Annotated in this window: 19 protein-coding genes, 1 tRNA gene and 2 rRNA genes (1 of these 22 running past the window's edge); 7 read left to right on the top strand and 15 right to left on the bottom strand. The window is 60.2% G+C overall.

From position 1 onward, the window contains the following. Positions 1 to 387: 387 nt before the first annotated feature. Genes KDD17_RS00385 through KDD17_RS00370 form a run of 4 tightly spaced genes read right to left on the bottom strand, consistent with a single transcriptional unit; the run spans position 388 to position 4,568 of the window. Positions 388 to 1,407 carry a glycosyltransferase gene (locus KDD17_RS00385; protein ID WP_212704770.1) on the bottom strand — a complete coding sequence of 340 codons (1,020 nt, stop codon included), beginning with the start codon at positions 1,405 to 1,407 and terminating at the stop codon, positions 388 to 390. Continuing rightward, complete coding sequence (locus KDD17_RS00380) at positions 1,404 to 2,384, bottom strand: glycosyltransferase family 2 protein (protein WP_212704769.1); 981 nt, start codon at positions 2,382 to 2,384, stop codon at positions 1,404 to 1,406. Before KDD17_RS00380 ends, KDD17_RS00385 begins: the two co-directional genes overlap by 4 nt. 22 nt (positions 2,385 to 2,406) lie before the next feature. Further along, the gene (locus KDD17_RS00375; protein WP_212704768.1) at positions 2,407 to 3,330 is read right to left on the bottom strand and encodes a glycosyltransferase family 2 protein; all 924 of its coding nucleotides are present in this window, start codon (positions 3,328 to 3,330) and stop codon (positions 2,407 to 2,409) included. After that, positions 3,327 to 4,568: an oligosaccharide flippase family protein gene (locus KDD17_RS00370; protein WP_212704767.1), complete on the bottom strand. Its 1,242-nt coding sequence runs from the start codon at positions 4,566 to 4,568 to the stop codon at positions 3,327 to 3,329. Before KDD17_RS00370 ends, KDD17_RS00375 begins: the two co-directional genes overlap by 4 nt. A 191-nt stretch (positions 4,569 to 4,759) precedes the next feature. On the opposite strand from KDD17_RS00370, the gene KDD17_RS00365 reads away from it, so the two are divergent. Beyond that, positions 4,760 to 5,959 (top strand): polysaccharide biosynthesis/export family protein, encoded by a 1,200-nt coding sequence (locus tag KDD17_RS00365; protein ID WP_212704766.1) that lies wholly within the window; start codon positions 4,760 to 4,762, stop codon positions 5,957 to 5,959. Here the strand turns inward: KDD17_RS00365 and KDD17_RS00360 are convergent. The 3 genes from KDD17_RS00360 to KDD17_RS00350 form a co-directional block, all read right to left on the bottom strand. Then, the gene (locus tag KDD17_RS00360) at positions 5,949 to 8,474 is read right to left on the bottom strand and encodes an ATP-binding protein (RefSeq protein ID WP_212704765.1); all 2,526 of its coding nucleotides are present in this window, start codon (positions 8,472 to 8,474) and stop codon (positions 5,949 to 5,951) included. The genes KDD17_RS00365 and KDD17_RS00360 overlap by 11 nt on opposite strands. A 12-nt stretch (positions 8,475 to 8,486) precedes the next feature. Beyond that, entirely contained in the window at positions 8,487 to 8,963 is a 477-nt protein-coding gene (locus tag KDD17_RS00355; protein WP_212704764.1) for a putative pterin-binding protein, read from the bottom strand. Between the two features lie 165 nt (positions 8,964 to 9,128). Beyond that, on the bottom strand, positions 9,129 to 10,508 hold the full coding sequence (locus KDD17_RS00350) for a sugar transferase (RefSeq protein WP_212704763.1): 1,380 nt from the start codon (positions 10,506 to 10,508) through the stop codon (positions 9,129 to 9,131). A 249-nt stretch (positions 10,509 to 10,757) separates the two neighbouring features. Here KDD17_RS00350 and KDD17_RS00345 point away from each other — a divergent pair, with 249 nt between their 5' ends. From KDD17_RS00345 to KDD17_RS00335, 3 genes are all read left to right on the top strand, one after another. Then, positions 10,758 to 11,372, top strand: a complete 615-nt coding sequence (locus tag KDD17_RS00345) for a response regulator transcription factor (RefSeq protein WP_212704762.1) — start codon at positions 10,758 to 10,760, stop codon at positions 11,370 to 11,372. A gap of 106 nt (positions 11,373 to 11,478) precedes the next feature. Then, positions 11,479 to 12,918, top strand: a complete 1,440-nt coding sequence (locus tag KDD17_RS00340; protein ID WP_212704761.1) for a GumC family protein — start codon at positions 11,479 to 11,481, stop codon at positions 12,916 to 12,918. Continuing rightward, positions 12,915 to 14,174, top strand: a complete 1,260-nt coding sequence (locus KDD17_RS00335; RefSeq protein WP_254796837.1) for an O-antigen ligase domain-containing protein — start codon at positions 12,915 to 12,917, stop codon at positions 14,172 to 14,174. The genes KDD17_RS00340 and KDD17_RS00335 overlap by 4 nt, the downstream gene beginning before the upstream one ends. 526 nt (positions 14,175 to 14,700) lie before the next feature. Here the strand turns inward: KDD17_RS00335 and KDD17_RS00330 are convergent. From KDD17_RS00330 to KDD17_RS00320, 3 genes are all read right to left on the bottom strand, one after another. Beyond that, complete coding sequence (locus tag KDD17_RS00330; protein WP_212704760.1) at positions 14,701 to 15,831, bottom strand: lytic murein transglycosylase; 1,131 nt, start codon at positions 15,829 to 15,831, stop codon at positions 14,701 to 14,703. Positions 15,832 to 15,923: 92 nt separating this feature from the next. Then, entirely contained in the window at positions 15,924 to 16,568 is a 645-nt protein-coding gene (locus KDD17_RS00325; protein WP_212704759.1) for an HAD family hydrolase, read from the bottom strand. A 75-nt stretch (positions 16,569 to 16,643) separates the two neighbouring features. Continuing rightward, positions 16,644 to 17,111: a CreA family protein gene (locus tag KDD17_RS00320; RefSeq protein WP_212704758.1), complete on the bottom strand. Its 468-nt coding sequence runs from the start codon at positions 17,109 to 17,111 to the stop codon at positions 16,644 to 16,646. A gap of 103 nt (positions 17,112 to 17,214) precedes the next feature. Here KDD17_RS00320 and KDD17_RS00315 point away from each other — a divergent pair, with 103 nt between their 5' ends. Genes KDD17_RS00315 through KDD17_RS18650 form a run of 3 tightly spaced genes read left to right on the top strand, consistent with a single transcriptional unit; the run spans position 17,215 to position 19,876 of the window. Continuing rightward, positions 17,215 to 18,450, top strand: coding sequence for a putative DNA modification/repair radical SAM protein (locus KDD17_RS00315; RefSeq protein WP_212704757.1), 1,236 nt, complete (start codon positions 17,215 to 17,217; stop codon positions 18,448 to 18,450). Beyond that, positions 18,447 to 19,292 carry a TIGR03915 family putative DNA repair protein gene (locus KDD17_RS18655; RefSeq protein WP_254796836.1) on the top strand — a complete coding sequence of 282 codons (846 nt, stop codon included), beginning with the start codon at positions 18,447 to 18,449 and terminating at the stop codon, positions 19,290 to 19,292. Before KDD17_RS00315 ends, KDD17_RS18655 begins: the two co-directional genes overlap by 4 nt. A 44-nt stretch (positions 19,293 to 19,336) precedes the next feature. After that, complete coding sequence (locus tag KDD17_RS18650; RefSeq protein ID WP_254796835.1) at positions 19,337 to 19,876, top strand: UdgX family uracil-DNA binding protein; 540 nt, start codon at positions 19,337 to 19,339, stop codon at positions 19,874 to 19,876. A 4-nt stretch (positions 19,877 to 19,880) separates the two neighbouring features. Here KDD17_RS18650 and KDD17_RS00305 read toward each other — a convergent pair. From KDD17_RS00305 to KDD17_RS00280, 5 genes are all read right to left on the bottom strand, one after another. Then, positions 19,881 to 19,957 (bottom strand) — tRNA-Arg (locus KDD17_RS00305). A 55-nt stretch (positions 19,958 to 20,012) separates the two neighbouring features. Continuing rightward, positions 20,013 to 20,879, bottom strand: a complete 867-nt coding sequence (locus tag KDD17_RS00300) for a glycosyltransferase family protein (RefSeq protein ID WP_212704756.1) — start codon at positions 20,877 to 20,879, stop codon at positions 20,013 to 20,015. A 61-nt stretch (positions 20,880 to 20,940) separates the two neighbouring features. Continuing rightward, entirely contained in the window at positions 20,941 to 21,699 is a 759-nt protein-coding gene (locus KDD17_RS00295; RefSeq protein ID WP_212704755.1) for a hypothetical protein, read from the bottom strand. Positions 21,700 to 21,891: 192 nt separating this feature from the next. Next, positions 21,892 to 22,006: ribosomal RNA gene (gene rrf / locus KDD17_RS00290) — 5S ribosomal RNA — on the bottom strand. A gap of 140 nt (positions 22,007 to 22,146) precedes the next feature. After that, positions 22,147 to 23,432: ribosomal RNA gene (locus KDD17_RS00280) — 23S ribosomal RNA — on the bottom strand (it continues 1,537 nt past the right edge of the window).

Here is a 23,432-nt window from a genome sequence, read left to right as displayed (position 1 = left end):
TCCGCATCAGGCACCATTCGTATCTCGGAAACCATCCCCCGCAGAGCTTCATTGGCTTCCATCTTGAGGTCCGGATCCTGAAGTGTAGTCGACCATTTGCGGATCGTGCTTTGGTAGAGGTCCGACAGGCTTGGTTGATACATCCCGGCCGCGTTAGCTGCGAGGGTGCCGACAATCTTCTTGTCGACCTGGCCCACGTCGCGGCGCTTCATCACAGACAATGGGCCGGATGTTCAAACCAACTGGATGAGCCAAAATCTCTTTTCGTTTTCAGCCGCACTTGGTGCCAAAAAACCTGACGGCGAACGGGTCACAATACCGCTCAACAGCCCCCCGTTCAGACGACGCACCATGCACAGTCAACGTGTCCAGGGCCCACACGTCCAGTTACACTATTGCGATCTCGCCAGGGGAGCGCGCCTCGACTTCAAACAACAAATAGCTCCAGCATTCCCGAAATCGGTCTTCCAACCCGAGGGTCATCTGTCTGCTCACGCCATGCCTGCCTGCGCTACCAGATCGGGCTTCCTGTGAAATCAGCTCTTTCAATGCCAGAGTATTTTTGGCGTCAAACAGGACCGCTCCGAGCTGCGCGTGATCGCACAGCCCGTCGATATTGCTGCACAACAGTTTTCGCCCCGCTGCCAGCGTCTCGATGGCCACCAAACCGTATGCTTCCCAGCGTGACGGCATGATCACCACGTCAACAGGTGCCAAAGCGGTGGCGGTGTTTTCCTGAAAGCCCTTGAATACGATGCGTGTATCGTCACCGGCGAGTTGTTTCAGGGTAGTCTCCTCCGCCCCCTCGCCGATAATATGCAACGCAATGTCTGGATCACTGCAGGCGCGGAATGCCGCGATCAGGGTATCAAATCCCTTCTGCCTATCCAGACGCCCGATTGCCGCAAAAACACGCGACGGGTTTTGAGGGACCGGCAAAGACCGAAAGCTGTCCAAGGCAACACAAGACTGGATTGTCGATAGTTTTTCACCGCGCAAAAGACGGTTAGCTACCATCCAGTCGGCCTGCCCGTTGCTGACGGCGACCACCCGGTCGAAAAGCCCATAGGCCAGTTCGAGCAGAAGGAGGAAGCGGCGTTTCCGGAGGACATTATGGGCGACGAAGCCATCGGTATAGCTATGCTCTACGTGGATCAAAGGTGTGCGGGCAAAGCGCGTGCGAAGGGCCAGCAACGCAGGCAACAACGACCAAGAGACCGTTTGGTGGGAGACAACCACATCGGCATACGCAAGGCGGGAAAGGATTGCGCCCCGTTTGACCTTTTCCACTTTGTGCGTTGCTGTTCGTGCCATTTCCGGATCGGAACGCAGGAAATCCAGCACCTGCATCACACCACCCGCAGTGGTGTCATCAATGAGGTGCAACACGACGGGAAGGGACTTCATGCTTTGCCCCCCCGCTGGGCCATCAGTACATCAACGGCCAACGGGCCGGCGATCCGCAAGACAAGTGCCGCCGCGATCGTAGAGAGCGATTTGCGCGGCTCTTCCCAGAAGGGCACCCATGACGCACCAACGGACTGGGCAATCAGATCAGAAGCGCGGTCTGTGTCTTTGTCGCTGATTGCACGGCGGGCGAGATAGCGGAGCTGATAGGCGCGTGCGGCTTTGGTATTCTTGGCAAAAAAGGCAGGGGCGATGCGCGTCAACTTGGCCACCATACGCTCCCAAGCGGCAAGTTGCAGATCGGTGGCAGAGGACAAGGCACCCGCGCTTATCCGGTATTGGGTCAGATGCCCGTCGATGCCTTCGAACTGCCAGCCCGTCGTAAGGGCGATGCGGAGCCAGCATTCGATGTCCTCTGACTGGCGGAATGTCTCGTCGAAGTACCAATCGCGGCATTTCTCTGATGCGGGGCGATGGGCGATGGCGTCAAACACGGCGCGGCGGATTACGGGGGCCGATCCGTTCCCGATAGGATTGCGCTTGAAAATATGGGCGGCGGTCAGGTTTTTCAGGCGCGGGCTTTGCGCGATGCCAAGCGATGCGCCGTCGTCGTCGATCAGGGACGAGCCGGAATAGCTGACACCGATGTGCGGTGCAGAGTCCAGATGTGCCACATGCGCTGCCAGCTTTTCCGGCAGCCACAGATCATCGGCATCACAAAAGCCGATGAATGCGCCACGCGCGGCCGCAATGCCAGAGTTGCGCGCGCCCGCGAGACCACGGTTGCGCTGGGTGATGACCTTGATCTGCGGGCGGTCGGCATAGTCTTGCAGCACGGCGGCGGTTCTATCGGTCGAGCCGTCATTGACCACGATGATCTCGACGTCACGAAATGTCTGGGCGCAAAGCGCATCCAGCGTGGCAGGCAGGGTGTCTTCCACGTTGAACGCAGGCACGATGATTGAGGCGATGGGCATGGGATGCTCCTGTGAGGTGGGTTTAACGGGAAAAGAGGGCTTGAGAGAGCCGGGAGGGAAGAACGGGGACGAGAAGAGCCCCCGCCAGCGTGGCAAGGCCGCGTCGCGGGGGGCCGAAGAACCCGCAGGGGCTTCGCAGGACGCCTTGAAGGGCAAAGCGAGCCGGCAGAAGACGCCCCTGCCCCAAGCGCAACGCACGGCGGGACAAGTACCGCAGAAAGATTGCGTCCGAACGTCGTGTCGGCATGTGGCCAAAGCGGGCGGCAGTCCAGATCGCCTCTTCGCGGCCCTGTTGCATGGCGCGTAGATTGGCGGACAGGCCGTAGGGACTGCTGCGATACCATGTTTGCAGCGCATCAATGCCCTGAACACGGGCGCCGCTGCCGACAAGACGGATCAACCATTCGAGGTCTTCGTTATGTACCAATTCCTCGTCAAAGCCGCCCGTGCGCAAGAAGGCTTCGCGGCGGACAGCAAGGTTTGACATGGTGCAAACGGGGTTTTCACCAAGCAGCATGGGAATGCTCACAGGCGTGTCGGGCACCGTAGACAGTGCCGAAACCTGCGACGGATCATCTTGGAAAAAGGCGATCTGGCCAAAGGCTGCGTCGATGTCAGGGTCGGCAAAACAGGCGCTTAGCTGGCCGAGTTTTTCCGGCCCCCAGATGTCATCCGCATCGCAAAAGGCGATCACGTCACCCTTTGCAAAGGAGAGCGCACCGAGGTTGCGGGCGCGGCTTGGGCCTTTGCCCTCGTTGTGGATGACGCGGATACGCGGATCGGTGTCGCGCGCTTTGTGCAGCACCTCCAGTGTTGCATCCGTTGAGCCGTCATCCACGCAAATGACTTCCCAGTCGCCACAGGTCTGGGCCTCAATGCTGTCCAATGTCGCCCGGAGGGTGGCAGCGGCATTGAAGCACGGAATGATGATTGAGAAATTTGTCATGGTTGGACCTCAGGGGAGGAAGGGACAAGATCGCCTTGAAGTGTGCAAAGAGCGCCGAGGAGCATGAGCCCCCCCGCTACAGCGAGATATCCGACCGCCATTGCATTCAGACCGAAGGGGGCAAGGAGCAGCGTGCTGGCCAGCACAGCGAGGGCAAGAACAGCCGTCATCCACAGCTCGACCTGCGGTTTGCCCTGCACACGCAGCCAGCCGGCGGCCGTGGCCCAAAGCGTGGTGGGGATCGCCACAAGGCAAAGGATCGAGACCAGTGGGGCAACGTCCTCCCACCCCTGACCCAGCAGCGCAGGAACGTACAAGGAGGCGAGTGCGGATTGCACCATAACGATTGGCGCAATGAGGCAGAGGCCCACGACAATGCTCTGTCGCATGGCAGCGACGGGATCATTGGATTGGCTCAGATGGGGAAAGACAACCGTTGAGAAAGCCGTTGCGAAGGCGTTGGAAAGGCTGAGCCCCGCGTTGAAGGCCATGAAGTAGAGGCCAAGCGCTTGGGGGCCGAGGGTAAGACCGACCACGATCTTGTCGCCTTGCAAGCGGAGCACTTTGACGATTTCAACACCGAGGACTGCCCAGCCATAGGCGATGAAAGGGCCCAGCGGCGCGGGTTTTGTGCCTGCCTCTGGCGCCCAGGGATGCAGCGCGCGGACAGCGCACAGCCAGATCGGCGCGGACAGCACGCGTGGTAGAATAAGCGCGAGAGCGGAGGGAAAGATCAGCACAAACAGGACCGAGAGCAGGTTTGCGCCCACCACCTGCGCGCCGCCGATGGCTGCCGTCTGGCGCAGCTTGCCTGCGCGCATGGCCAGCGCCACCTGAACCAGACCTGCGGGCATGAAGAGATACTCAAGCCCCATGAGCAGGATCAGCCCCGCGAGCACTGTGCTGCCCCCCGACAGGTAGAGTGCGCTCGCGATAAGGGCTTGCACGGCAAAAAGACCGATACACCAAAGCCAGAAGATGCGCCGGGCGGCAGTGCAAGTCGCCTCAAGCGTCGCGTCGCCGGCGGCTATGATCCGTTGGCCCACACCGTTCTCGGTGAGGGCCTTGAGCAGATCACCTGCCGCCATTGCCGATGCGGCGATACCAATCTGTGTGAGGTCCAACGTGCGGGCCACGGCCACCACAACAAGGAGCCGCGAGGCTTTGGCAGCCACTTCCGATGCGCCGTAGGCGATCAGGTTGGTGGCGAATGATTTTGTCGTCTTGGCTAGAGGCATTGCGTGGGCTTTCGTTTGGATGGGCTGAGCCTAGCGCGGGGCAATGCCAGCTGTCCCGGCCCCCGCAGGACAGGCCTCGGGGGCAAAAGGAGCGGACCCTACCCGTCAGGATAGGGGGATTAACCTGATGCCTCCTCGCGTACGTAACCTGTTGAAATTATGGTGCCCTCAACCAATTTCAGGAGGCCATCATGGCAAAACGATCCACTCTGTCCGGCGCGATCAGCGCATTGCTCATGACCAGTGCATGTGCCGGTTTCGATCAACCAGACAACCTTGAGCCTGTGGCGCAGGGAGACGGCTATCAGGCTCAATACCGCCAGCCCGATGTCACGCGCAGACAGGCGGAATTGCTACGCTCCGAAGAGATCAACGTGCAGAAATGTCTGCCCCTTGGCGGGAGTGCCGGCAAAGGCTCCAGCATCGCGGCGAGCGCGCTGAAAGGTGAGCGTTTGTCGCGCAACGATCTGCTGGATGTGCGGGTGGCCGAGGATGATACCTTCAACGGCAGCTATGTCGTCTCGCGCGACGGGATGCTCAAGCTGCCGTTCCTGCCGCCCATCCGTGCCCAGGGGCGCAGCACCGCAGAGGTCGAGGCAGATATTGCAGCAGCATTGGTTGCCGATCAGTTCTATCAGACCCGCCCCAGAATATCAGTGCGCGCGACCGATTTCGCCTCCGTCTCCGTGGGCGTATCTGGCGCTGTATTCGAGCCGCATGTGGTCGAGATCGGCGGCGTGCGCGGTGACACCGTAGACAGCCAGCGACAGGGCGCCTCGGGCGCCTCGACCGAAGCGCGCAACCTCTCCGCAGCCTTGCGCGCCGCAGGTGGCGTACGGCCCGATGCGGATATCTCGGCAGTGGAAGTGCGGCGGGGCAGTCAGGTCTACCGCCTCGACATGCGCGGCGTGTTCGAGGGCAGCAACGGTGTCGACATCATGCTGTTGACAGGCGACGAAGTGCGCGTGCCAAGCCGCCAGTGTTTTCAGGATGATTTGATGCGCCCCAGCCCGATCAGCCCTCCGGGGGTGAGCCTGTTTCTCTCCAACCTGACCCAGCCTGCCCAGAACAATGCGGCCTCGGCTGTGGGGCAAACGGTGCGTCAGGTGCCGTATGGATCGCGGTATATGCAGGCGGTGATTGATGCCAACTGTGTCGGTGGCGCACGGACCACCAGCGCGAACCGCTCTGCTGTGCTCTTCTCGCGCAATCCTGTGACGGGCGTTTCTGTGGTGATCGAGCGCAACATCGAGAACCTGCTGCGCCGTGCAGACCGGGATGACTATGACCCCTATCTGCTGCCCGGTGATGCGATGGCCTGTTATGACAGCACCGTGACCAATCTGGCCGAGATCGGTCGCGTCGTCGGCATGATGACCCTTATTCCGTGAGCGCGATCTCGGACAATGCCTTTTTGCTGCGCTTCCACAGATCGGGGAGCGTGGCAATGGCGGCCCTGACCTGTGCATCCTCGCCCGCCTTTGCTGCCTCTTCGAGAGAAAGCAGTTTAGCGCGGAAGGACGTAGCACCGAACATGGCGGCGCTGCCTGCAATCTTATGGGCCTGCTGCGCAATCTCGACACGGTCAAGACGTGCATCGCTGTGCAGCCATGCGATCATTTGCTCCACTTCACCGCCGTAGCGGGCAAGCAATTTGTGAAATTTCTCGGGACCGACGACCTCAAGGGTTTCCCTCATATGCGCGTGGTCAACGAGGTCCGAAAAGTCTTTCGGAGCAGGCTGGGATTCCTCCCCCATCGCCATGCGGAGATCCGATTTTCTCAGTGGCTTGGTGAGGACGTCGTTCATACCGTGCGCCAGAAAGTCCTCCCGCTCCGCGGCCATCGCATTCGCAGTCAGGGCGATGATGCGGGCATGGGCCGATGCCCCATTGCTTTCTCTGATGCGACGCGTGGCACTGCGTCCGTCAAGCACAGGCATGCTGATATCCATGAGGATAAGATCGAATTTCTCGGCGGCGGCCATATCGACGCCCTGTTGGCCGTCGTGGGCCTCTGACACGTGGTGACCATCGGCCTGCAGCATCTCGCGCACGACAAAGCGGTTGATCTCGTTGTCCTCTACGATCAGCACACGTTGCGGTGCTGTCGCGACATTGCTGTTATTGTCGCGATCATTTTGAGGCGTGGCTTGCGCTTTGGTCGCGGGCAGGGTCACGCGGAAGGTGCTCCCCTCTCCCATCACACTGGCGACGTCGATTTCACCGCCCAGGACATGGACAAAGCGTTTCGCGATGCTGAGGCCAAGGCCGGAGCCGCCCACTTCGCGGTCATAGGCGGCGTTGCCCGTGACAAAATCATCGAAGATGCGGTCCTGCAGATCTTCGGGAATACCTGCGCCCGTGTCCTCGATTTCGAAGGTGATCTGGTCATTTTCCCACCCTACGGTGACGGAAACACGCCCGCGCTTGGTGAATTTGACCGCATTGCCGACGAGGTTCATCAACACGTGCTGGAGGCGGTCGCTGTCGGAGGTAATCCAATGCTGTGCGGGGCCATTCCACCCCCAATCCAATGTGGTTTCCTGGGTTGATGCCATGCCGCTCTGGCTGTCGATGATATCCTGCAGCAGGTCCGAGATATTCACTGGCTCAAGTTTTGCGCTGACTTTACCGGAATCGTATCGGGTGATGTCGAGTACGTCCGAAACATGGCTGAGCAGCAGGCGGCCCGACGTCTCCATATTCCGCATATAGGTGTCTTGTTTGGTACTCACGGGCGTATCGCGAAGGAGGCTGAGATTGCCCAACAGACCGTTGAGCGGCGTGCGGATCTCATGGCTCATGGTGGCCAGAAACTCCGAGCGGCTTTTCTCTCCTGCGATGGCTTTGTCGCGGGCATCTACCAGTTCGGCCTCATCCGCCTTTTGCTGGGTGATGTCGCGCAGAAACGCGATGAAGATATCGCCCTGCGGCGTGACGGCAGACTGGATCGCCAACTCCACGGGAAAAATCGATCCGTCTGCGCGCTTTGCCTCAAGCTGGACGCGGCCCTTGCCCACCACCCGTTTTTCGCCGCCCTTGCGCATCCGCTCCATACCCGCATCATGGCCTGCGCGCATGTGGTCGGGCACAATGATCGCACCAAGTTCATGGCCGATCACATCCTGCGCACGATAGCCGAAGATCTCTTCGGCGGCGGGGCTGAATTCGAGTATTTGGCCTGCATCATCACTCACGATCACACCGTCGAGCGATGTATTGAGCACCGTGTTCATGCGCGTGGCCGTCTGACGCTGCTCGCTTTCCTTGCGCAACAGTCTTTTGTTGAGACGGACAAGATGCAACACCGATAGGCCAAGCGCTGCGATCAAGGCGGCCAATGCCAGTGCGAGTTCGGTCAGGGTGCGCGCGACATCCGAGCGCTGCCTGTCCGCATTGCGGGCAAAGATACCGAGGCCAGAGTTGGACAGCTTGCGGACTTCGGGCCTGATGTCCTGTACCAGCCCCGCCAGCCTTGGCATGTTGCCCGTCAGCTCGACATCACTCGCATCGATGTAGGGGACTGTCGTGTCGAGCCAGGTTTGAATTTTATTCAAGGTGGCACTGAACTCCGGATCCTCGCGCAATTCCTCGAAAACCTGCGCCGTAGATACGGTACCGATCCTGCTGTAGAAAATATCGAACCGCCTGCGCACCCCGGCAAGGTCCGCGCCAACCCGTATACGGCTTGAGAATTCCTGAAATTCGACTTCGGATTGCGAAAGTGACCATTGCACGTTGTCCGAACTGGCCGAGCTGAGCTCCTCGATCTCGCTGCGCACGCTCCATGCCAGGAAGGCAATGGCGAGCACAACGACAAGTCCGGCCACGGCGATAAACGCCTGGCCGGGTTTGATGCGGGTCTTGGTTGGGTTCGCCACAAGTGTACCTGCTTTGTGGATCATGCCTCCAGGGAGTTACTGGACCACTTCAATCCTGTCGAGTTGCCAGATGCTCCGCGAGTAGATGACTTCGGTACGGTAATCGGCGTTTGCGTCATAGGGATAGATGATCCAGAGCGGCCCCTTGTCACGGACCGACATTTCCTCGCCGTTCACGCGCATGGCGATGACAGGCCCGTTTTCAGTCGCATCGGACAGCGGGATTTCAATGGTATAGTCATTGATCGCCGTCGCAAGAAACTTGCCTTCTGTCGCCCCGATCTCAGCGGCGAGTACGGCCAGCGACACACCCTCGAAACGCTGCACCCCTTCGGTCCAGATCGTGGATGTCTCGACAACCTCAAGGCCGAGCTTTTCAAGTGCAGCGGCGTCGAAGCTATGGGTTTTCCCATCAAACGTGACCGTCAAAAGGGTGTTTTCGGCTTTGGCCGATGTGCCAAGGCCGATGACCAATGCCATTGCGACCAGACAGGCGGAAATGCGGTGTAGCATGGATAACTCCTGAATACTGTTGTTGCCTGCTTGATGTCACAGCAGCGAGGTGGCCGCATCTGGGCATCGGGATAGCCCCCTATCCTTTCGGATAGGGGGTGCTCTTGGGCCGGTGCGAACGCGGCGGTGCGAAGCTGTGTCCTGATCTATTTCCTGATGTGCGGCTTAATGTGCGCCGCGGCCTGTCAGGACCACGCGGAATGTGAGGGCGATGAGGATGAGGTCGAGGGCGATATTGCGCTTGCTCGCATAGGCGAGGTCCATTTCGACCATCTGGTCAAAACCCACCTCAGCACGGCCCGACACCTGCCAGACGCCCGTGATGCCCGGTTTGACCGCAAGGCGGCCAAAGGCGCGTTCGGGATAGGCGTCAACTTCGCAGGGCAAGGCCGGGCGGGGCCCGACAATCGACATCTGCCCCAGCAGAACATTAACGAGTTGCGGCAATTCGTCGATCGACGTGCGGCGGATGAAGCGGCCCACGCCCGTGATGCGGGGATCCGATTTCGACTTGAAGCAGATGCCTTCGCGGTCCGAGCGTGCCAGAACGTCTGCGCGCAACGCTTCGGCTTCCCAGACCATTGAGCGGAATTTGAGGATGGTAAAGGGGCGACCGTTCTGACCGATGCGGGTTTGGGTGAACAAGGCAGGGCCCTTGCTTTCGGCCTTCACGGCGAGGGCGGTCATGGCGAGCAGCGGCGAGAGCAGCACCAGCGCTGTCAGCGATAGTGTGATATCGAGCGCGCGGCGCACGATAGCGGCAGGGGTGAGCGTTCCTGCCGCCTGCTTTGCCGCGCGGGCCAGAAAGCTGGGGTTGCCCGCAAGATAGCGCTTTGCCAACCGGCGCGGCTCCATCGCCAGCCGCCAGACCCATTCGCATTTTGCCTTGCGCACCCAAAGAGGGGCTCGCACCACATTGCCGGCAAAGAAATCCAGTGCCGCCCCAACGCCCATAGTCAGGTCCGCATTGATGTAGGGTGCATTTCGGTGCAGCCAGAGTTCTTGCATCGGAACACCAAGTGCGACCAGAACGATATCGGCACCGCTGGCATTGATGTCTGCGATGATCTCGGCGTCGTTTCCGGCCTGGGCATACCCATCGCGCACACCGGCGATCCGCAAGGCGGGGATTTTGAGGATCAGATGATGCGCCGCCTTTTCTGCGGTTCCAGCGGTGCCGCCGAATAGATAGACGGATTTCCCGCGCTGTGCGGCCTCGCGCAGCAATGCAGGAATGAAGTCGGTCCCGTTCAGGTTTTCAGCAAGCGCTTGGCCTGTCATTTTGGCTGCAAGGGCGACACCGATGCCGTCTGGCAGCAGATAGTCGGCGCTGTTCACTGCTGCTGCATAGTGTCTGTCGCGGGCCATTACGTTGAAGCAATGGGCATTCATAAAGTTCACACGCCGCGTGCCAGGCGCCAAAAGTGCTGCAATCGTTTGGGGCGTGGTGGCATCGACCAGTGTCGCGCGCAGGCTGGGCAGATAGGTTTCGCGCAGGGCGGTGGCAGGTGTAAGTGGGCCGTCGAACGTGGGGAGATATGTCATGGTGGCAGTCCTTGTTGATCAAAAGCATTGGCAAAGTGATCAACGAAAACATGTGCTTGGCGCAACTGAGCGGGCGGACAGGTACGGGGAGCTTTTGGTTGATGGCTCTCCCCGTTTGGGTGCGCAACGGGCACAGGCTGGTGGCGACCCTATCCTTTTGGGAGCAGCGTTAGCCCTATTTCCCCGCGATTGCGCCTTTGAAGCACCTCAATCAGAGGTTATCATGCCTTAACGCTCAAAGGACACGACATGAGAGTACTGGTTGCCGACGACCACGATCTGCTGCGCGACACGCTCGTGATGTTTCTCGAAGGAGAGGGGCAGATGGAGACCGCGAGCGCGGGCACATTTGCAGAAGCTTGTGCGCGCATCGAGAGTGATACGCCGTTTGATCTGATCCTGCTTGATTATAACATGCCGGGGATGAACGGGCTGGAAGGGCTGCGCCGTGCGATTGCCCTCAAGAACGGGCAGCGGGTTGCGCTGATCTCGGGGGAGGCAACGCGCCAGATTGCCGAAGCCGCGCTGGAAGCCGGGGCCGCGGGATTCGTGCCCAAATCACTGCCCGCCAAATCCCTGGTGAATGCGGTCAAATTCATGGCCATGGGCGAGCAATATGCGCCCATTGATTTCATGACCGCGATTGAAGAAGTTCCGACAAATGCGCTGGCCGAGAAACTGACACCACGCGAGTTGCAGGTTCTAAAGGGGCTGACGGAAGGCAAGGCCAACAAAGAGATCGCGCGTGATCTGGACATCACCGAACCGACGATCAAGCTGCATGTCAAAACCCTTTACCGCAAAGTGGGGGCTGCCAACCGCACCCAAGCCGCATTGATCGCACGCGAAGCGGGCCTGTTCTGATCTATCCAAAGGGATAGGTGGCGGGCCAAATGCCCTCGACCTCTGCCCCTTCGCCCACAAGATAAATCCGGCGCACCCAGATAGATCATCGGTGAAGGAGCCACCGATGATCACATTCACATTTCCATTCACTGCCCCGCACCGCCCCCCTGCGGGAGGGGTCGTCAAGCGTGTCGTCATGGGCGGCAAGCTGGGTGATCTAAAGCGACTGCCGCGCTATGTGGCCACAGGCATTCTGGGGATGACCCTGATTTGGGCGCCGTTGCTGGGATATCTCAAGACCGCTCCGCTCAGCTATCGCTCGACGACCTCGCTTATCATGCCCGGCTCTGGTGCCTCTGCGTCGATGAATCTGAACGGCATCGGGCAAGCGAGCTCCTATGCCAACTCAGCCTTTGCCAGCAATGCCGTCAGCCCGACCGAGACCTACAAGCGGCTGCTCGGTGCCGACCGGATCGTGGATGCGGCGGCGGCCTCGCTGAATATCCGCCGCAGTGAATTGGGCCAACCGCGCGTGCGACTGGTGGACCAGACCAGCCTGATCCACTTCGAGACGACAGGGCGCACGCCCGAGGATGCCCAAGCACGCGGCGATGCCATTCTGGCGGCATTCTTTGCAGAGCTGGACGCGCTGCGCACGGATGAGGTCGACACCCGTCAGGATAGCGGCCTGCAAGCGATTTCGGATTATCGCGCCTCAGTGGCCGATACGCGCCGCCAGATCGAGGCGTTGCAAACGGCGACCGGCCTGCTTTCGGTGGATCAATATGATGTTCTGCTAGAACGACATCTGGCGCTGGATGACCAAATCCAGACCCAGCGCGCAGCCCTGAGCGATCGCGCGGCAGCCACAGAGGCATTGGAGGCGCAATTGGGTCTGGATGCTTCTGTCGCAGCAGCGACGCTCAAGCTCTTTGCCGATGGCGCTTATATTGCCCTGCTGGACGAAGTTGCCCGGACCGAAGTGGCCTATACCGAGGCCAGTGCGCGCTATGGTGCGCGTCACCCGCGTGTGCAGGCCGCCCAGGCGGCACGGGACCGCGCGGCCTCGATGGCCTTGTCCATGGCACAATCCATTACGGGTCTGGACGCGCAGGCGTTGAGTGCATTTGATCTCGCCCCCGACGGTGCGCGGGCAGAGCTATTGGCCGAGCTGGTGCGCATGCACGTGGATGTCTCCGGTGCGCGGCAGCAGTTGGCGACCCTTGAGCGGCAGAAAGCCGAGGGGCAAACCATGCTGGACAGCTTCGCGCCGGCAGCCGCCAAGATGAAAGACCTCGAGCGTGATTTCTCGGTGGCCGAGGCCGTGTTTGCCTCAGCCATCGCACGGACCCAATCAAGCAAATCGGACGTGTATGCCTCCTACCCTCTGGTGCAAGTGCTTGAGAACCCGTCCCTGCCCGAAAAGCCCTCTTCCCCCAACCGCAAGCTGGCCGTGATGGCGGGGATCGCTGCGACGCTGATGCTGTTGATCAGCCTTGCGATGGGCTGGATCAGGATCGCGCTGATCTCGCGTCTGTTGACCAAACCCGAGGTGAAGCCGTGACCCCCCAAAACCCGATTGAGCGGATGGTCTACCGTGCGCTTGTCTGGACATGGCCATTTTATGCGGTGGGCGCACTCTACATCGTGGGGCCCGTGCTGGCGTGGGTGCTGGGCGGGTTGGCTGTTCTGGTGCTCTATCTCGGTCCGGCAGTGCGCGAGGACATGCGCGCAACGGGAAGCATTCCACCAGTGATCTGGGGCTGGATTGCGGGGATGTTCGTGATGCTGGTTGCACTTTGGATCGGGCATCTGGATTGGGGCCTTGGCACGGTAAAGACAATCAAATCCTCAATAGGCTGGGCAAAAGGCTGGGCGCTCCTGGCCCTTTTCCCGCTGGCAGGCGCCGTGCTGCCCATTCGCCGTGAGGTACTGGTACGGGCGCAATGTGTGGTGGGTTTATGGACATTGATCCTCGCGCCTGTCCTGCTGGCCGCACCCTACATCGGCCTGCCAGAGAAGATTTTTACTTCCCCCTTCAAGGCTGTCGGCGGTCCCGGACCTGAATATTTCTCGGTCTATTTCTACACGTGGGATCCCGCAAGCTGGACGCCCCGCTGGCAGTTTTACGCACCTTGGTCGCCTTTTGCCGCACTTTTGGGGACGGTGATGGTGCTGTTTGCGCTGGAAGAAAAAGACATCAAATGGCGCAGTATCGGGATCGCGGCGGGCGCCGTCATGATCTTTGCCTCCAAATCCCGCATGGGGTTGGTCGGGCTGGTGGCTTGTACGATCGGGCCGCGCCTGTTGCCGCTGATCCTGCGTGGCTGGGCTTGGCAGGTGTTGGCGGCCTTTACCGCTTCCATGGCAGTATTGGGCACGACACTGGCCACGGCGGCAGCAGACGCCGTAGCAGCGTTCAAAGGCGCGCGGGCAGACAGTACGCGGGTGCGCGAGACCCTTCAGCGGATCGCAACGGAGCGCTGGCAGACAGACGGATATTGGTTCGGACATGCTACCGTGCAACCGGGCAGCCATGCGGTGGAATACATGCCGATCGGCAGTCATCATACGTGGTACGGGTTGTTGTTTGTAAAAGGCCTTGTCGGGTTTCTGGCCTTTCTTGTTCCCTTTGCGTGGCAGATGGCGCTGGCCCTAAAGGATGCGGCAATGGGACCACGCGGGCGTTTGCCCTTGGGGATCATGATGACCCTTATGCTTTTGTCCTTTGGAGAGAACATCGAAATTGAAGCCTACCTGCTGTGGCCTGCACTGATCGTCTTGGGCATTCACGCCCGCGAGTTGGCGCAACCTGCATGAATACTGTCCTGCTCCCCTGAAAAGCCCTCGAATTTTGGTAAGCCTGTTCTCCAACTGGGGAGACAGACGATGAAGAGAAGCCGTTTCAGCGGAGAACAGATCCTTCATTGCCCGGCAGGGTATTGCGCAGCAATGTCCCGAGAGGGGCATTCTGAAGGAGTATCAAGCCGGGCTGGGGGCGAAGGAACTGTGGGGACAATCTTAAGTCTAACGGCTGAGCAAACAGCAGGGATTTCCAGACGTCCACTTTGCAACTGCCCTACAGGGAATCCGTAATGCAACGGTTGCAGACTTTGGCGCAGCCGCAGCGTACGGCCACATTTCGTGCAATTCGCTGGATTAACCCGTACCCTGGATCGACGCAGTGGTAGGCTACGACGATTGCGCCCTCCCGCAACCAGGAAAACAAACGCCCCGCAGCAACATCCGCGGGGCGTTGTTCATTTCATCTAACTTGATCCGCTTTTGTCGTCGTCGGGCGGACGAAGAGGCTCCGCGCCGTCCGGGGCAAAACGTGATTTTCGCCTTATCCCAGTGACCGCAACAATTCCTGCGAAGGCGTGCCCGTCGCAGGCAAACCACGGCTCGCTTGATAGGCGCGGATCGCGGCTTCGCTTTTGGGGCCCAGCACGCCGTCAGCGCCACCTGTATCGAACCCTGCGCGCGTAAGTCGCTGTTGCAGCGCCACGCGGTCATCCTTGGTCAGGCCGTTGGCATCCGGCGGGAAAGACGCACGCAGGGGGCCCGCCCCACCGATCCGGTCGGCCAGATGCCCCACCCCGATCGCATAGGCGTCGGAGTTATTGTAACGCTTGATGACACGGAAATTGCCCGTCGTGGCAAATCGCGGTCCACCGGGCTGCGGCTGCAAACCGCCAGACGTCGACTCCCGGCCCCATGAAACGCCGCGCTGCCAGCCGTTGCGTTGAAGATAGGCCGCCGTCGAGGCCAGCGCGTCCGTTGGGTCCGCTGACCAGATGTCGCGTCGGCCGTCCCCGGTGAAATCGACAGCAAATGCCTGATAGGACGTCGGGATGAATTGGGTGTGCCCCATCGCCCCGGCCCAGCTGCCGGTCATGCGCGCGGGCGTGATGTCGCCGTTTTGCAGGATCTTCAGGGCCGCGACGAGCTGTTTCTCAAAGAAGGCCCCGCGCCGCCCGTCGTAGGCCAGCGTCGATGTGGCCGAGATGACCGGTACGTCGCCTTTGCGCTCCCCGAACTGGGATTCAAGCCCCCAGATCGCACAGATGATTTCTGCATCAACGCCGTAGCGCCCTTCGAGCGTTTGCAACGTGCCACTGTGGCGCGCGAACGCCGCGCGCCCCTTGGCCACACGTTCGTCCGAGGCGGCGATGGCCAGATAATCCTCAAGACTGCGTTTGAATTCTGTCTGGTTGCGGTCCCGCTTGATACAGCCGGGCAGGTAGCCCGTTCCACGAAAGGCCGCATCCAATGTGGCCTGGCTGATCCCCTGCCCAGCTGCACGCGTGCGAAAGCTCGCGACCCAAGTGTCATAGCCCGCATTCGGGACCGGACGCAGGTCAGCGGGAAGCCCGCCGGAGGTGGTCGCGGACGGACCGGACGTAAGGCCGCCGCCGCATGCGGTGAGCGACAGGGCGCCAAGGCCCAAACCAAAGAATCGTCGTGAGATATGCATACTGCTGCGCGCCCGTTTTGCCGGATTTTCACGGTATGCTACGCGAAAATGCGGATGTGGCAACAGCCCATGGGCGGGCTGTTGCCGACCGGTCAGGCCGCAGAGACCGCTTGCCAATCCTCCGCCCGTGGCGCACCGCCGAAATCATGCCCGACGGTGTTCTGATTTGGGTAGACCACGCAGGTGATGCCAGCGGCCTGGGCCGCCTGCATGCCCGGTACGTTGTCCTCGACCGCGATGACATCGGCGGCCTCAAGCCCCAGCGCGTCGAGCGCGTGCAGATAGATTGCCGGATCGGGTTTGCCTGCAGACACGGTATCCGCGTCCGTGACCAGCGCGAGCTTCAGCGCGTCCTGCCCCCCAAAGCCCTGCATCACCGCATCAAGGTTCTCGCGCGATGTGGTCGAGACAAACGCCGTCTTGATCCCGGTCTCATCGGCGAAATCCATCATTTCGAGTGTCACGGGGCGCAACCCGATGTCACTGCTGCGCAGAGCGTCCTGAAAAATCTCCGATTTGCGGGCGTGCAGCGCGGCGACATCCACAGTATCGCCCCGGCCCTCGGCGTAATCGGCAATCCGGTCACGGCCCCCGGAAGCTGTGAGCAGATCACGATACAAATCCGGCGTCCAATCCCAATCGAGCCCGGCTTCGCGGAACGCGGTATTAAAGGCGGTGCGCTGCAGTTCAGACGTATCGACAAGCACACTCAGGGAACCAAAAAGGATTGCTTTCATTGGAATTTTCCTTTGATCGAGAAGAACGAAACAGGCAATATAATGCATAAATCACCGTCGGCGAGGCCTTGACGATCAGTCATTTGCACTAGCGGTTGGCACGTAAAGCGGCACGGTGGACATCGACATCTTGGCCGACCCGTTCTGCACGTCGCGCGCGTGACTGATGTAGATCAGCGTCTGGCGTTCCTCGTCGAAAATACGCTTGACCCTCAATGATTTGAAAATGATCGAGCGACGCTCGCGAAAGACATCCTCGCCGCCCTTGCTGCGGTTGATATCGCCAATCCTGATCGGGCCGGTTTGGCGGCAGGAGATTGATGAATTCGACGGGTCCTCGAACCAATTGCCCTTTTGCAGCCGGTCAATGATGCCCCGCTCAAAGTAAGTGATGTGGCAGGTCACCCCCTCCACATCCGGGTCTGCCAACGCTTCGACGATCAGATCATTGCCCAACCAATCCACATCGATTTCCCCCACCGTTTCAGCGTTGGCGGCCAGAGGCACAAGCAGGGCGAGCGGAAAAAGAATTTTCTGGATCATACACGCAAACACGCTGCAGACATGGACGTTCCCCCCGCACCGGAAAAAATGTCGCAGCTTTTGCGCACTTGCCGGGTGCGCTGTGGAACATTATAAGAACACCATGGCAAAATTGACTCTTCAGGAAAAGCTGGCGCTTCTGAGCGATGCAGCAAAATACGACGCCTCCTGCGCGTCGTCGGGCACCACGCGGCGCAGCTCTGCCGATGGGAAGGGGCTGGGCAGTACCGAAGGGTCGGGCATCTGCCACGCCTACGCACCCGACGGGCGCTGTATCTCGCTGCTCAAGATCCTGATGACGAATTTCTGCATCTACGATTGCGCCTATTGCATCAACCGCGTCTCCTCCAACGTCGAACGCGCGCGCTTTTCCGTCGAAGAAGTCGTGCATCTGACGACCGAATTCTATCGCCGCAACTATATCGAGGGGCTGTTTTTATCCTCCGGCATCATCAAGAGCCCCGATGACACCATGGCCGACATGGTGCGCATCGCCCGCGAGCTGCGCCAGACCCACAACTTCCGCGGCTACATCCACCTCAAGACGATTCCCGACGCGTCGCCCGAGCTGATCGAGGAGGCTGGGCTGCTCGCCGATCGTCTGTCGATGAACATCGAACTCCCCACCGATCGCGGGATTGAGACGTACGCGCCCGAAAAGAACGCCAATGAGATTCGCCGCGCCATGGGCAAGGTCGAGCTGCGCAAACAGGCCGCGCGGGAACGCACACATACCGGGCGGCGCGCGGCCAAATTCGCGCCCGCAGGCCAATCCACCCAGCTGATCGTCGGCGCCGACGGGGCCGATGACGCCACAATCCTGCAAAGCTCGACGCGGCTCTACAGCTCTTACAAGCTCAAGCGGGTCTATTATTCGGCGTTTTCGCCGATCCCCGACAGCACCGCCGCGCTGCCGCTGATCAAACCACCGCTGCAACGTGAACACCGGCTTTATCAGGCCGATTGGCTCTTGCGGTTCTACGGCTATCAGGCGGATGAGATCGCGGGCGCCGCGTCGGGCGGAATGCTGGATCTGGATATCGATCCGAAACTCAGCTGGGCCTTGGCCAATCGTCAGGCTTTTCCGGTGGATGTGAACCGCGCCGGGCGTGACATGCTGCTGCGGGTGCCGGGCTTTGGCACCAAATCGGTGGGTCGTATCCTGTCCGCGCGGCGGTCCGGCGCGCTGGGGTTTGGTGATCTCAAACGCATCGGCGCGCTGGTGAACAAGGCCAAGCCCTTCATCGTCACCCGCGACTGGTCGCCCGGTGGGCTGACCGATGCCGCCAATCTGCGCGCGCGTTTCGCCCCGCCCCCCGAACAGCTGAGCCTCCTGTGATCTACGCGCCCCGCCTGCCCCGGCTTGGCACGTTCGACGCCTGGCGTGAAGCGGCGCGCGCGCTGGCCAGCAATGGCGTGCCGGACGACAGTGTCACTTGGGCGATGGAGGGCGAGGATGAGGGGCTCTTCGCCGCCCAAGGCGCGCCCTTGCCCGCGCCGCAAGAGATCAGCGTGCCAAAATCCATCATCCCACTTGCCAAACTCCTTTGCGCCAGCCGCGCACCCGGCGCCCATGCGCTCGCCTACCGGCTGCTGCTCCGCTGCACCCAGACCCGCGGCCTGCTCGGCAATCGCGCCGACCCGGATGTGCAGCGCGCCGAAGAGCTGGCCAAGAATATCCGCCGCGACATGCACAAGATGAAAGCATTCGTGCGCTTTCGCGAGGTCACCCCGCAGGGCGCCAACCGCCGCCAGTTTCTCAGCTGGTTCGAGCCGGATCACCGCATCGAAGAATTGATCGCGGGATTTTTCCAGCGTCGTTTCGGCGACATGGACTGGGTCATCGTCACCCCCGAGGTCACAATGCGTTTCGAAGGGGAGCGGATGTCGTTCGAGGCCATCGCCAGCGAGCGGCTCGACCTCAGCGACGAGACCGAAGAACTGTGGAAAACGTACTACGCCAACATCTTCAATCCTGCCCGGCTGAAGATCAAAGCCATGCAATCGGAGATGCCCAAGAAATACTGGAAGAACCTTCCCGAAGCGGCCCTGATCCCCGATCTGATCGCCGGTGCCGAGGCCCGCGTGGCGCAGATGCGCGCCGAAGCGCCCAGCCTGCCCCCCTGCGCGCGGAACGTATCCTCGACACCCTCCCCGAACGCGGGCCGCAAGACGCACTGAACGCCTGCACCCGCTGCCCGCTGGGTCGCGCGGCGACACAGGCCGTGGCGGGTGAAGGGCCAATCGACGCGCCCCTGATGATCGTGGGCGAGCAACCCGGCGACCGCGAAGACCTCGCCGGGCGCCCGTTTGTCGGCCCTGCCGGTCAGCTCTTTGACAGTGTCGCGGTCGAGGTTGGGCTCGACCGGCGCGCGGTCTTCATCACCAATGCGGTCAAGCACTTCAAATTCACCCCGCGCGGCAAACGCCGCATCCACCAATCGCCCAACAAGGGCGAAATCGCGTCCTGCCGTCCGTGGTTGATGCAGGAAATCGCGCAGGTTTCCCCCGCGCTGATCATCGCCATGGGCGCCACGGCTGTACATAGCCTCACGGGCGATGGCATGCGGCTCATGCAACGGCGCGGCACGGTCGAACAGAGCCCAGACGGCGTGCCCGTGCTCATCACTCTGCACCCATCTGCCGTACTGCGCGCACCGGACGACGCCAGTTTGCGCGATCTGTTTGCCAAAGACCTCGCGCGCGCTGTCACCATGCGCGACCAGATCGCCGCACTGGAGGCTAGGACATCGGCAATTCAATAGACAGTGGCGATCCCGGAAGGACTCGAACCCTCAACCCCCTGATTAGAAGTCAGGTGCTCTATCCGGTTGAGCTACGGGACCACAAACCGGTGATAGCGCCTCGTCCGGCCCTTCTCAAGCCATTGCAGCAGCGAGCCTACGCGCGGCTGAACCATTCAGGCAGATCCGTGCGGCAGACGTAGTTGATGAACGGCGGCTTCACGATGCCGCGCTCTGAATCACGCACGGGATTTCCGCGGATCTGCTCGTAGCCACGCGCGATGGCCGCATCCCATTCCAGATACTCCGCCTTTGCGAGCTTGCGAAAGAACCGCTTGGCCCTGAAATCCGCCTTGGCCCATCCCGTCACATTCCATTCCTCACCAACCGTTTCGGCCACGGATTGGCGCACCTCATTGGCATCTTCCAGCGCACCGCGATGGGCATGCTTGAGATGCACGAAAAAGACACCGTCCGGCATCACGAACGGAAACTTATGCGCCCGTTTATAACCGCAAAAGACGCCGTGCCAGCGCAGCGCCATCCCGTTTGATACCGCCCACGCCTTGGAGTAATTGCCCGTCACACACGCCGTTTTCCGGTATGAAAAAACATTCGCCCCCTCCGGCATCTCCGGATCGTCCTTTGCCTCCGCCAGGTTCAGGCCAAGACCGAACAGCACCGGCGCCTCAGCCGTTGCAAAAAGATCCGCGAATGAGGCGTGCTGGTCCGGGTTGAGACACACCAACTCGTCCGTGTCCGTCTGGATCACCCAGTCATACACGTTGCCAAGGCCCGATTGGATATCGTTCATCAACCGCAAGCGCACACGATCAAAGTGTTTCAACTCATCGCGGGGGATGGTGATGATACTGGCCTCAGGGCAGATCTCGGCAATTCTCGGGTCGTGGCCGTGGGCAATGACATAAAGGTTGCGCGGCCCAAGGTGGCCGCCGTAATGCCGGTACCACTGCGCCAGTGCCCAGTAGTCCCGGTAGACCATCGTCATTGCACAGATCTTCATGGGCGCTCCTTTGTCCCTGCGCTACAGGAAGACTCTGGCACATTTAAGGAAACTCTGGGATTCATGCGCGCGGGCTCACATCAAAATTGAGGCCGTAGCCAAACTGCGCCTCCAGATCGAGATCAAGCCCGTCGAGGATAAATGTGCGGTCCTCCGGCGAGATATCGGCAGCCGTCAGCGTCTTCGGATTGCTCTTGTTGCCGACATAGTCGTCAATCCTGTGCCACGTCAGCACGGCCGGTAGTGCAAAATGATCCCGCAACAGCGGCAGCATCTCATCGGGCTGGTCGCGCAAATCCTCGTGTCGCACCACCGCCGCATGGCTGACCCGCCGCGTCAGCCCCAAAAGCGCGCGGAGTTTCACCTGGCGCAGTTCCAAAATATTCCGAAACGCCCGTCCCTCGATCGGGTGGCGGTCGAACTGCAGAACCTCATTGCGCAGCTTCATGTCCTGGCGAAAGCCGGCCGCCCGCCATCCCTGTCCGCCGGGGCGCGCAATACTGTCCCATTCCGCACGGATAAAGTCGGAAAAGCTCAGGTCTTTCAGCCGAGGCACAACCGCAAAGGGGGTCGCGTGCATGCTGATGAGCCAGTCAATCGGATTGCGAGCGACCCCAACCAAGAGCACGTGAGATCCCACCGCCGGGACCGACAGAAAGCCGTGCTTCCACCCGTAGTGGAAGACAGGCTCAAGCGCAAAGTTTCGCTCGATCAGAAGGCGGGTGAAATTCGTCCCCGAACGCCGCTCTCCGAACACCTGGAATTGCGACACTTGGGAGTCATGGGACGGGGTCGAGGCGACCATTGCGGGTTTTTGCAAGTGGCTGTTTCCTGATGCGGTTCACGTTGCGCAAGTATGTCGGGCAGAACGCTTCAGGTCCAACTCAGAGTCAGGCGAATGCGAAACCTTCCGGCTTTCGACGGCCCGAAGAACCGTCCCAATCACAGCCCGTTGGGCTTCAGTGTTTGAGCTGATGTTATCGTATAGAGAGATACTGTGGGATCTTATTAGGTTTGGCGATGACCTACTCTCCCACGTCTTAAGACGCAGTACCATTGGCGCAGTAGCACTTAACTGCCGGGTTCGGGATGGGACCGGGTGTTTTGCTTACGCTATGATCACCAAACCAAATAAAATCCCCCATGTGCTGTTTGAGGTCCCTGTTTTGGGGTTTCAAACAGCGTGTGTTGTCCAAGCCGAGTACGGCTAATTGTGTGTGTATGCTTTTGATGCGTGACAGGGAGACAAGTCTCTCTGTTACTGGATCAAATCAAGCCTATCGAGCCATTAGTACCAGTCAACTGAACACATTACTGTGCTTACATCTCTGGCCTATCGACGAGGTGGTCTACCTCGGCTCTCAGGGATACCTTGTTTTGAGGGGGGCTTCCCGCTTAGATGCCTTCAGCGGTTATCCTTTCCGATCATAGCTACCCTGCACTGCTGCTGGCGCAACAACAGGTCCACCAGTGGATCGTTCACCCCGGTCCTCTCGTACTAGGGGCAACTCCTCTCAAGTATCCTACACCCACGGAAGATAGGGACCGAACTGTCTCACGACGTTCTAAACCCAGCTCACGTACCTCTTTAAACGGCGAACAGCCGTACCCTTGGGACCTGCTCCAGCCCCAGGATGAGATGAGCCGACATCGAGGTGCCAAACACTGCCGTCGATATGGACTCTTGGGCAGTATCAGCCTGTTATCCCCGGCGTACCTTTTATCCGTTGAGCGATGGCCCTTCCACTCGGGACCACCGGATCACTATGGCCGTCTTTCGACTCTGCTCGACTTGTCAGTCTCGCAGTCAGGCTGGCTTCTGCCATTGCACTCAACGAGCGATTTCCGACCGCTCTGAGCCAACCTTCGCGCGCCTCCGTTACGATTTAGGAGGCGACCGCCCCAGTCAAACTACCCACCACACAGGGTCCCGGATCCGGATAACGGACCGCGGTTAGACATCAAGCAGAACAAGGGTGGTATCTCAAGGGAGGCTCCACAGGGACTGGCGTCCCTGCTTCAAAGCCCACCACCTATCCTGCACATGTTCGGCCTAATGCCAGTGTGAAGTTGTAGTAAAGGTGCACGGGGTCTTTCCGTCTAACCGCGGGTAACCTGCATCTTGACAGGTAATTCAATTTCGCTGAGTCGATGTTGGAGACAGCGGGGAAGTCGTTACGCCATTCGTGCAGGTCGGAACTTACCCGACAAGGAATTTCGCTACCTTAGGACCGTTATAGTTACGGCCGCCGTTTACCTGGGCTTCAATTCAAGGCTCTCACCTCTCCTTTTAACCTTCAGGCACCGGGCAGGCGTCAGACCCTATACGTCGTCTTGCGACTTCGCAGAGCCCTGTGTTTTTAATAAACAGTCGCCACCCCCTGGTTTGTGCCCCCAGCCCCTAGTTGCCTAGGAACCGGGCCTCCTTCTCGCGAACTTACGGAGGTATTTTGCCGAGTTCCTTCAACATCGTTCTCTCAAGCGCCTTGGTATTCTCTACCAGTCCACCTGTGTCGGTTTAGGGTACGATCTTATGATGGAGCTATTTCCAGG

It is taken from the genome of Sulfitobacter albidus, assembly GCF_018200035.1.
Lineage (GTDB): Bacteria > Pseudomonadota > Alphaproteobacteria > Rhodobacterales > Rhodobacteraceae > Sulfitobacter > Sulfitobacter albidus.
This window is presented reverse-complemented; position numbering and strand designations above follow the sequence as displayed.

Bases quoted from the DNA above. Each gene is read 5' to 3' on its own strand.
- KDD17_RS00375 (WP_212704768.1), bottom strand. From the start codon at position 3,330: ATGACAAATTTCTCAATCATCATTCCGTGCTTCAATGCCGCTGCCACC.
- KDD17_RS00320 (WP_212704758.1), bottom strand. From the start codon at position 17,111: ATGATCCAGAAAATTCTTTTTCCGCTCGCCCTGCTTGTGCCTCTGGCC.
- KDD17_RS00365 (WP_212704766.1), top strand. From the start codon at position 4,760: ATGGCAAAACGATCCACTCTGTCCGGCGCGATCAGCGCATTGCTCATG.
- KDD17_RS00360 (WP_212704765.1), bottom strand. From the start codon at position 8,474: ATGATCCACAAAGCAGGTACACTTGTGGCGAACCCAACCAAGACCCGC.
- KDD17_RS00370 (WP_212704767.1), bottom strand. From the start codon at position 4,568: ATGCCTCTAGCCAAGACGACAAAATCATTCGCCACCAACCTGATCGCC.
- KDD17_RS00330 (WP_212704760.1), bottom strand. From the start codon at position 15,831: ATGCATATCTCACGACGATTCTTTGGTTTGGGCCTTGGCGCCCTGTCG.
- KDD17_RS00385 (WP_212704770.1), bottom strand. From the start codon at position 1,407: ATGAAGTCCCTTCCCGTCGTGTTGCACCTCATTGATGACACCACTGCG.
- KDD17_RS00350 (WP_212704763.1), bottom strand. From the start codon at position 10,508: ATGACATATCTCCCCACGTTCGACGGCCCACTTACACCTGCCACCGCC.
- KDD17_RS00345 (WP_212704762.1), top strand. From the start codon at position 10,758: ATGAGAGTACTGGTTGCCGACGACCACGATCTGCTGCGCGACACGCTC.
- KDD17_RS00300 (WP_212704756.1), bottom strand. From the start codon at position 20,879: ATGAAGATCTGTGCAATGACGATGGTCTACCGGGACTACTGGGCACTG.
- KDD17_RS00325 (WP_212704759.1), bottom strand. From the start codon at position 16,568: ATGAAAGCAATCCTTTTTGGTTCCCTGAGTGTGCTTGTCGATACGTCT.
- KDD17_RS00355 (WP_212704764.1), bottom strand. From the start codon at position 8,963: ATGCTACACCGCATTTCCGCCTGTCTGGTCGCAATGGCATTGGTCATC.
- KDD17_RS00340 (WP_212704761.1), top strand. From the start codon at position 11,479: ATGATCACATTCACATTTCCATTCACTGCCCCGCACCGCCCCCCTGCG.
- KDD17_RS00380 (WP_212704769.1), bottom strand. From the start codon at position 2,384: ATGCCCATCGCCTCAATCATCGTGCCTGCGTTCAACGTGGAAGACACC.
- KDD17_RS00315 (WP_212704757.1), top strand. From the start codon at position 17,215: ATGGCAAAATTGACTCTTCAGGAAAAGCTGGCGCTTCTGAGCGATGCA.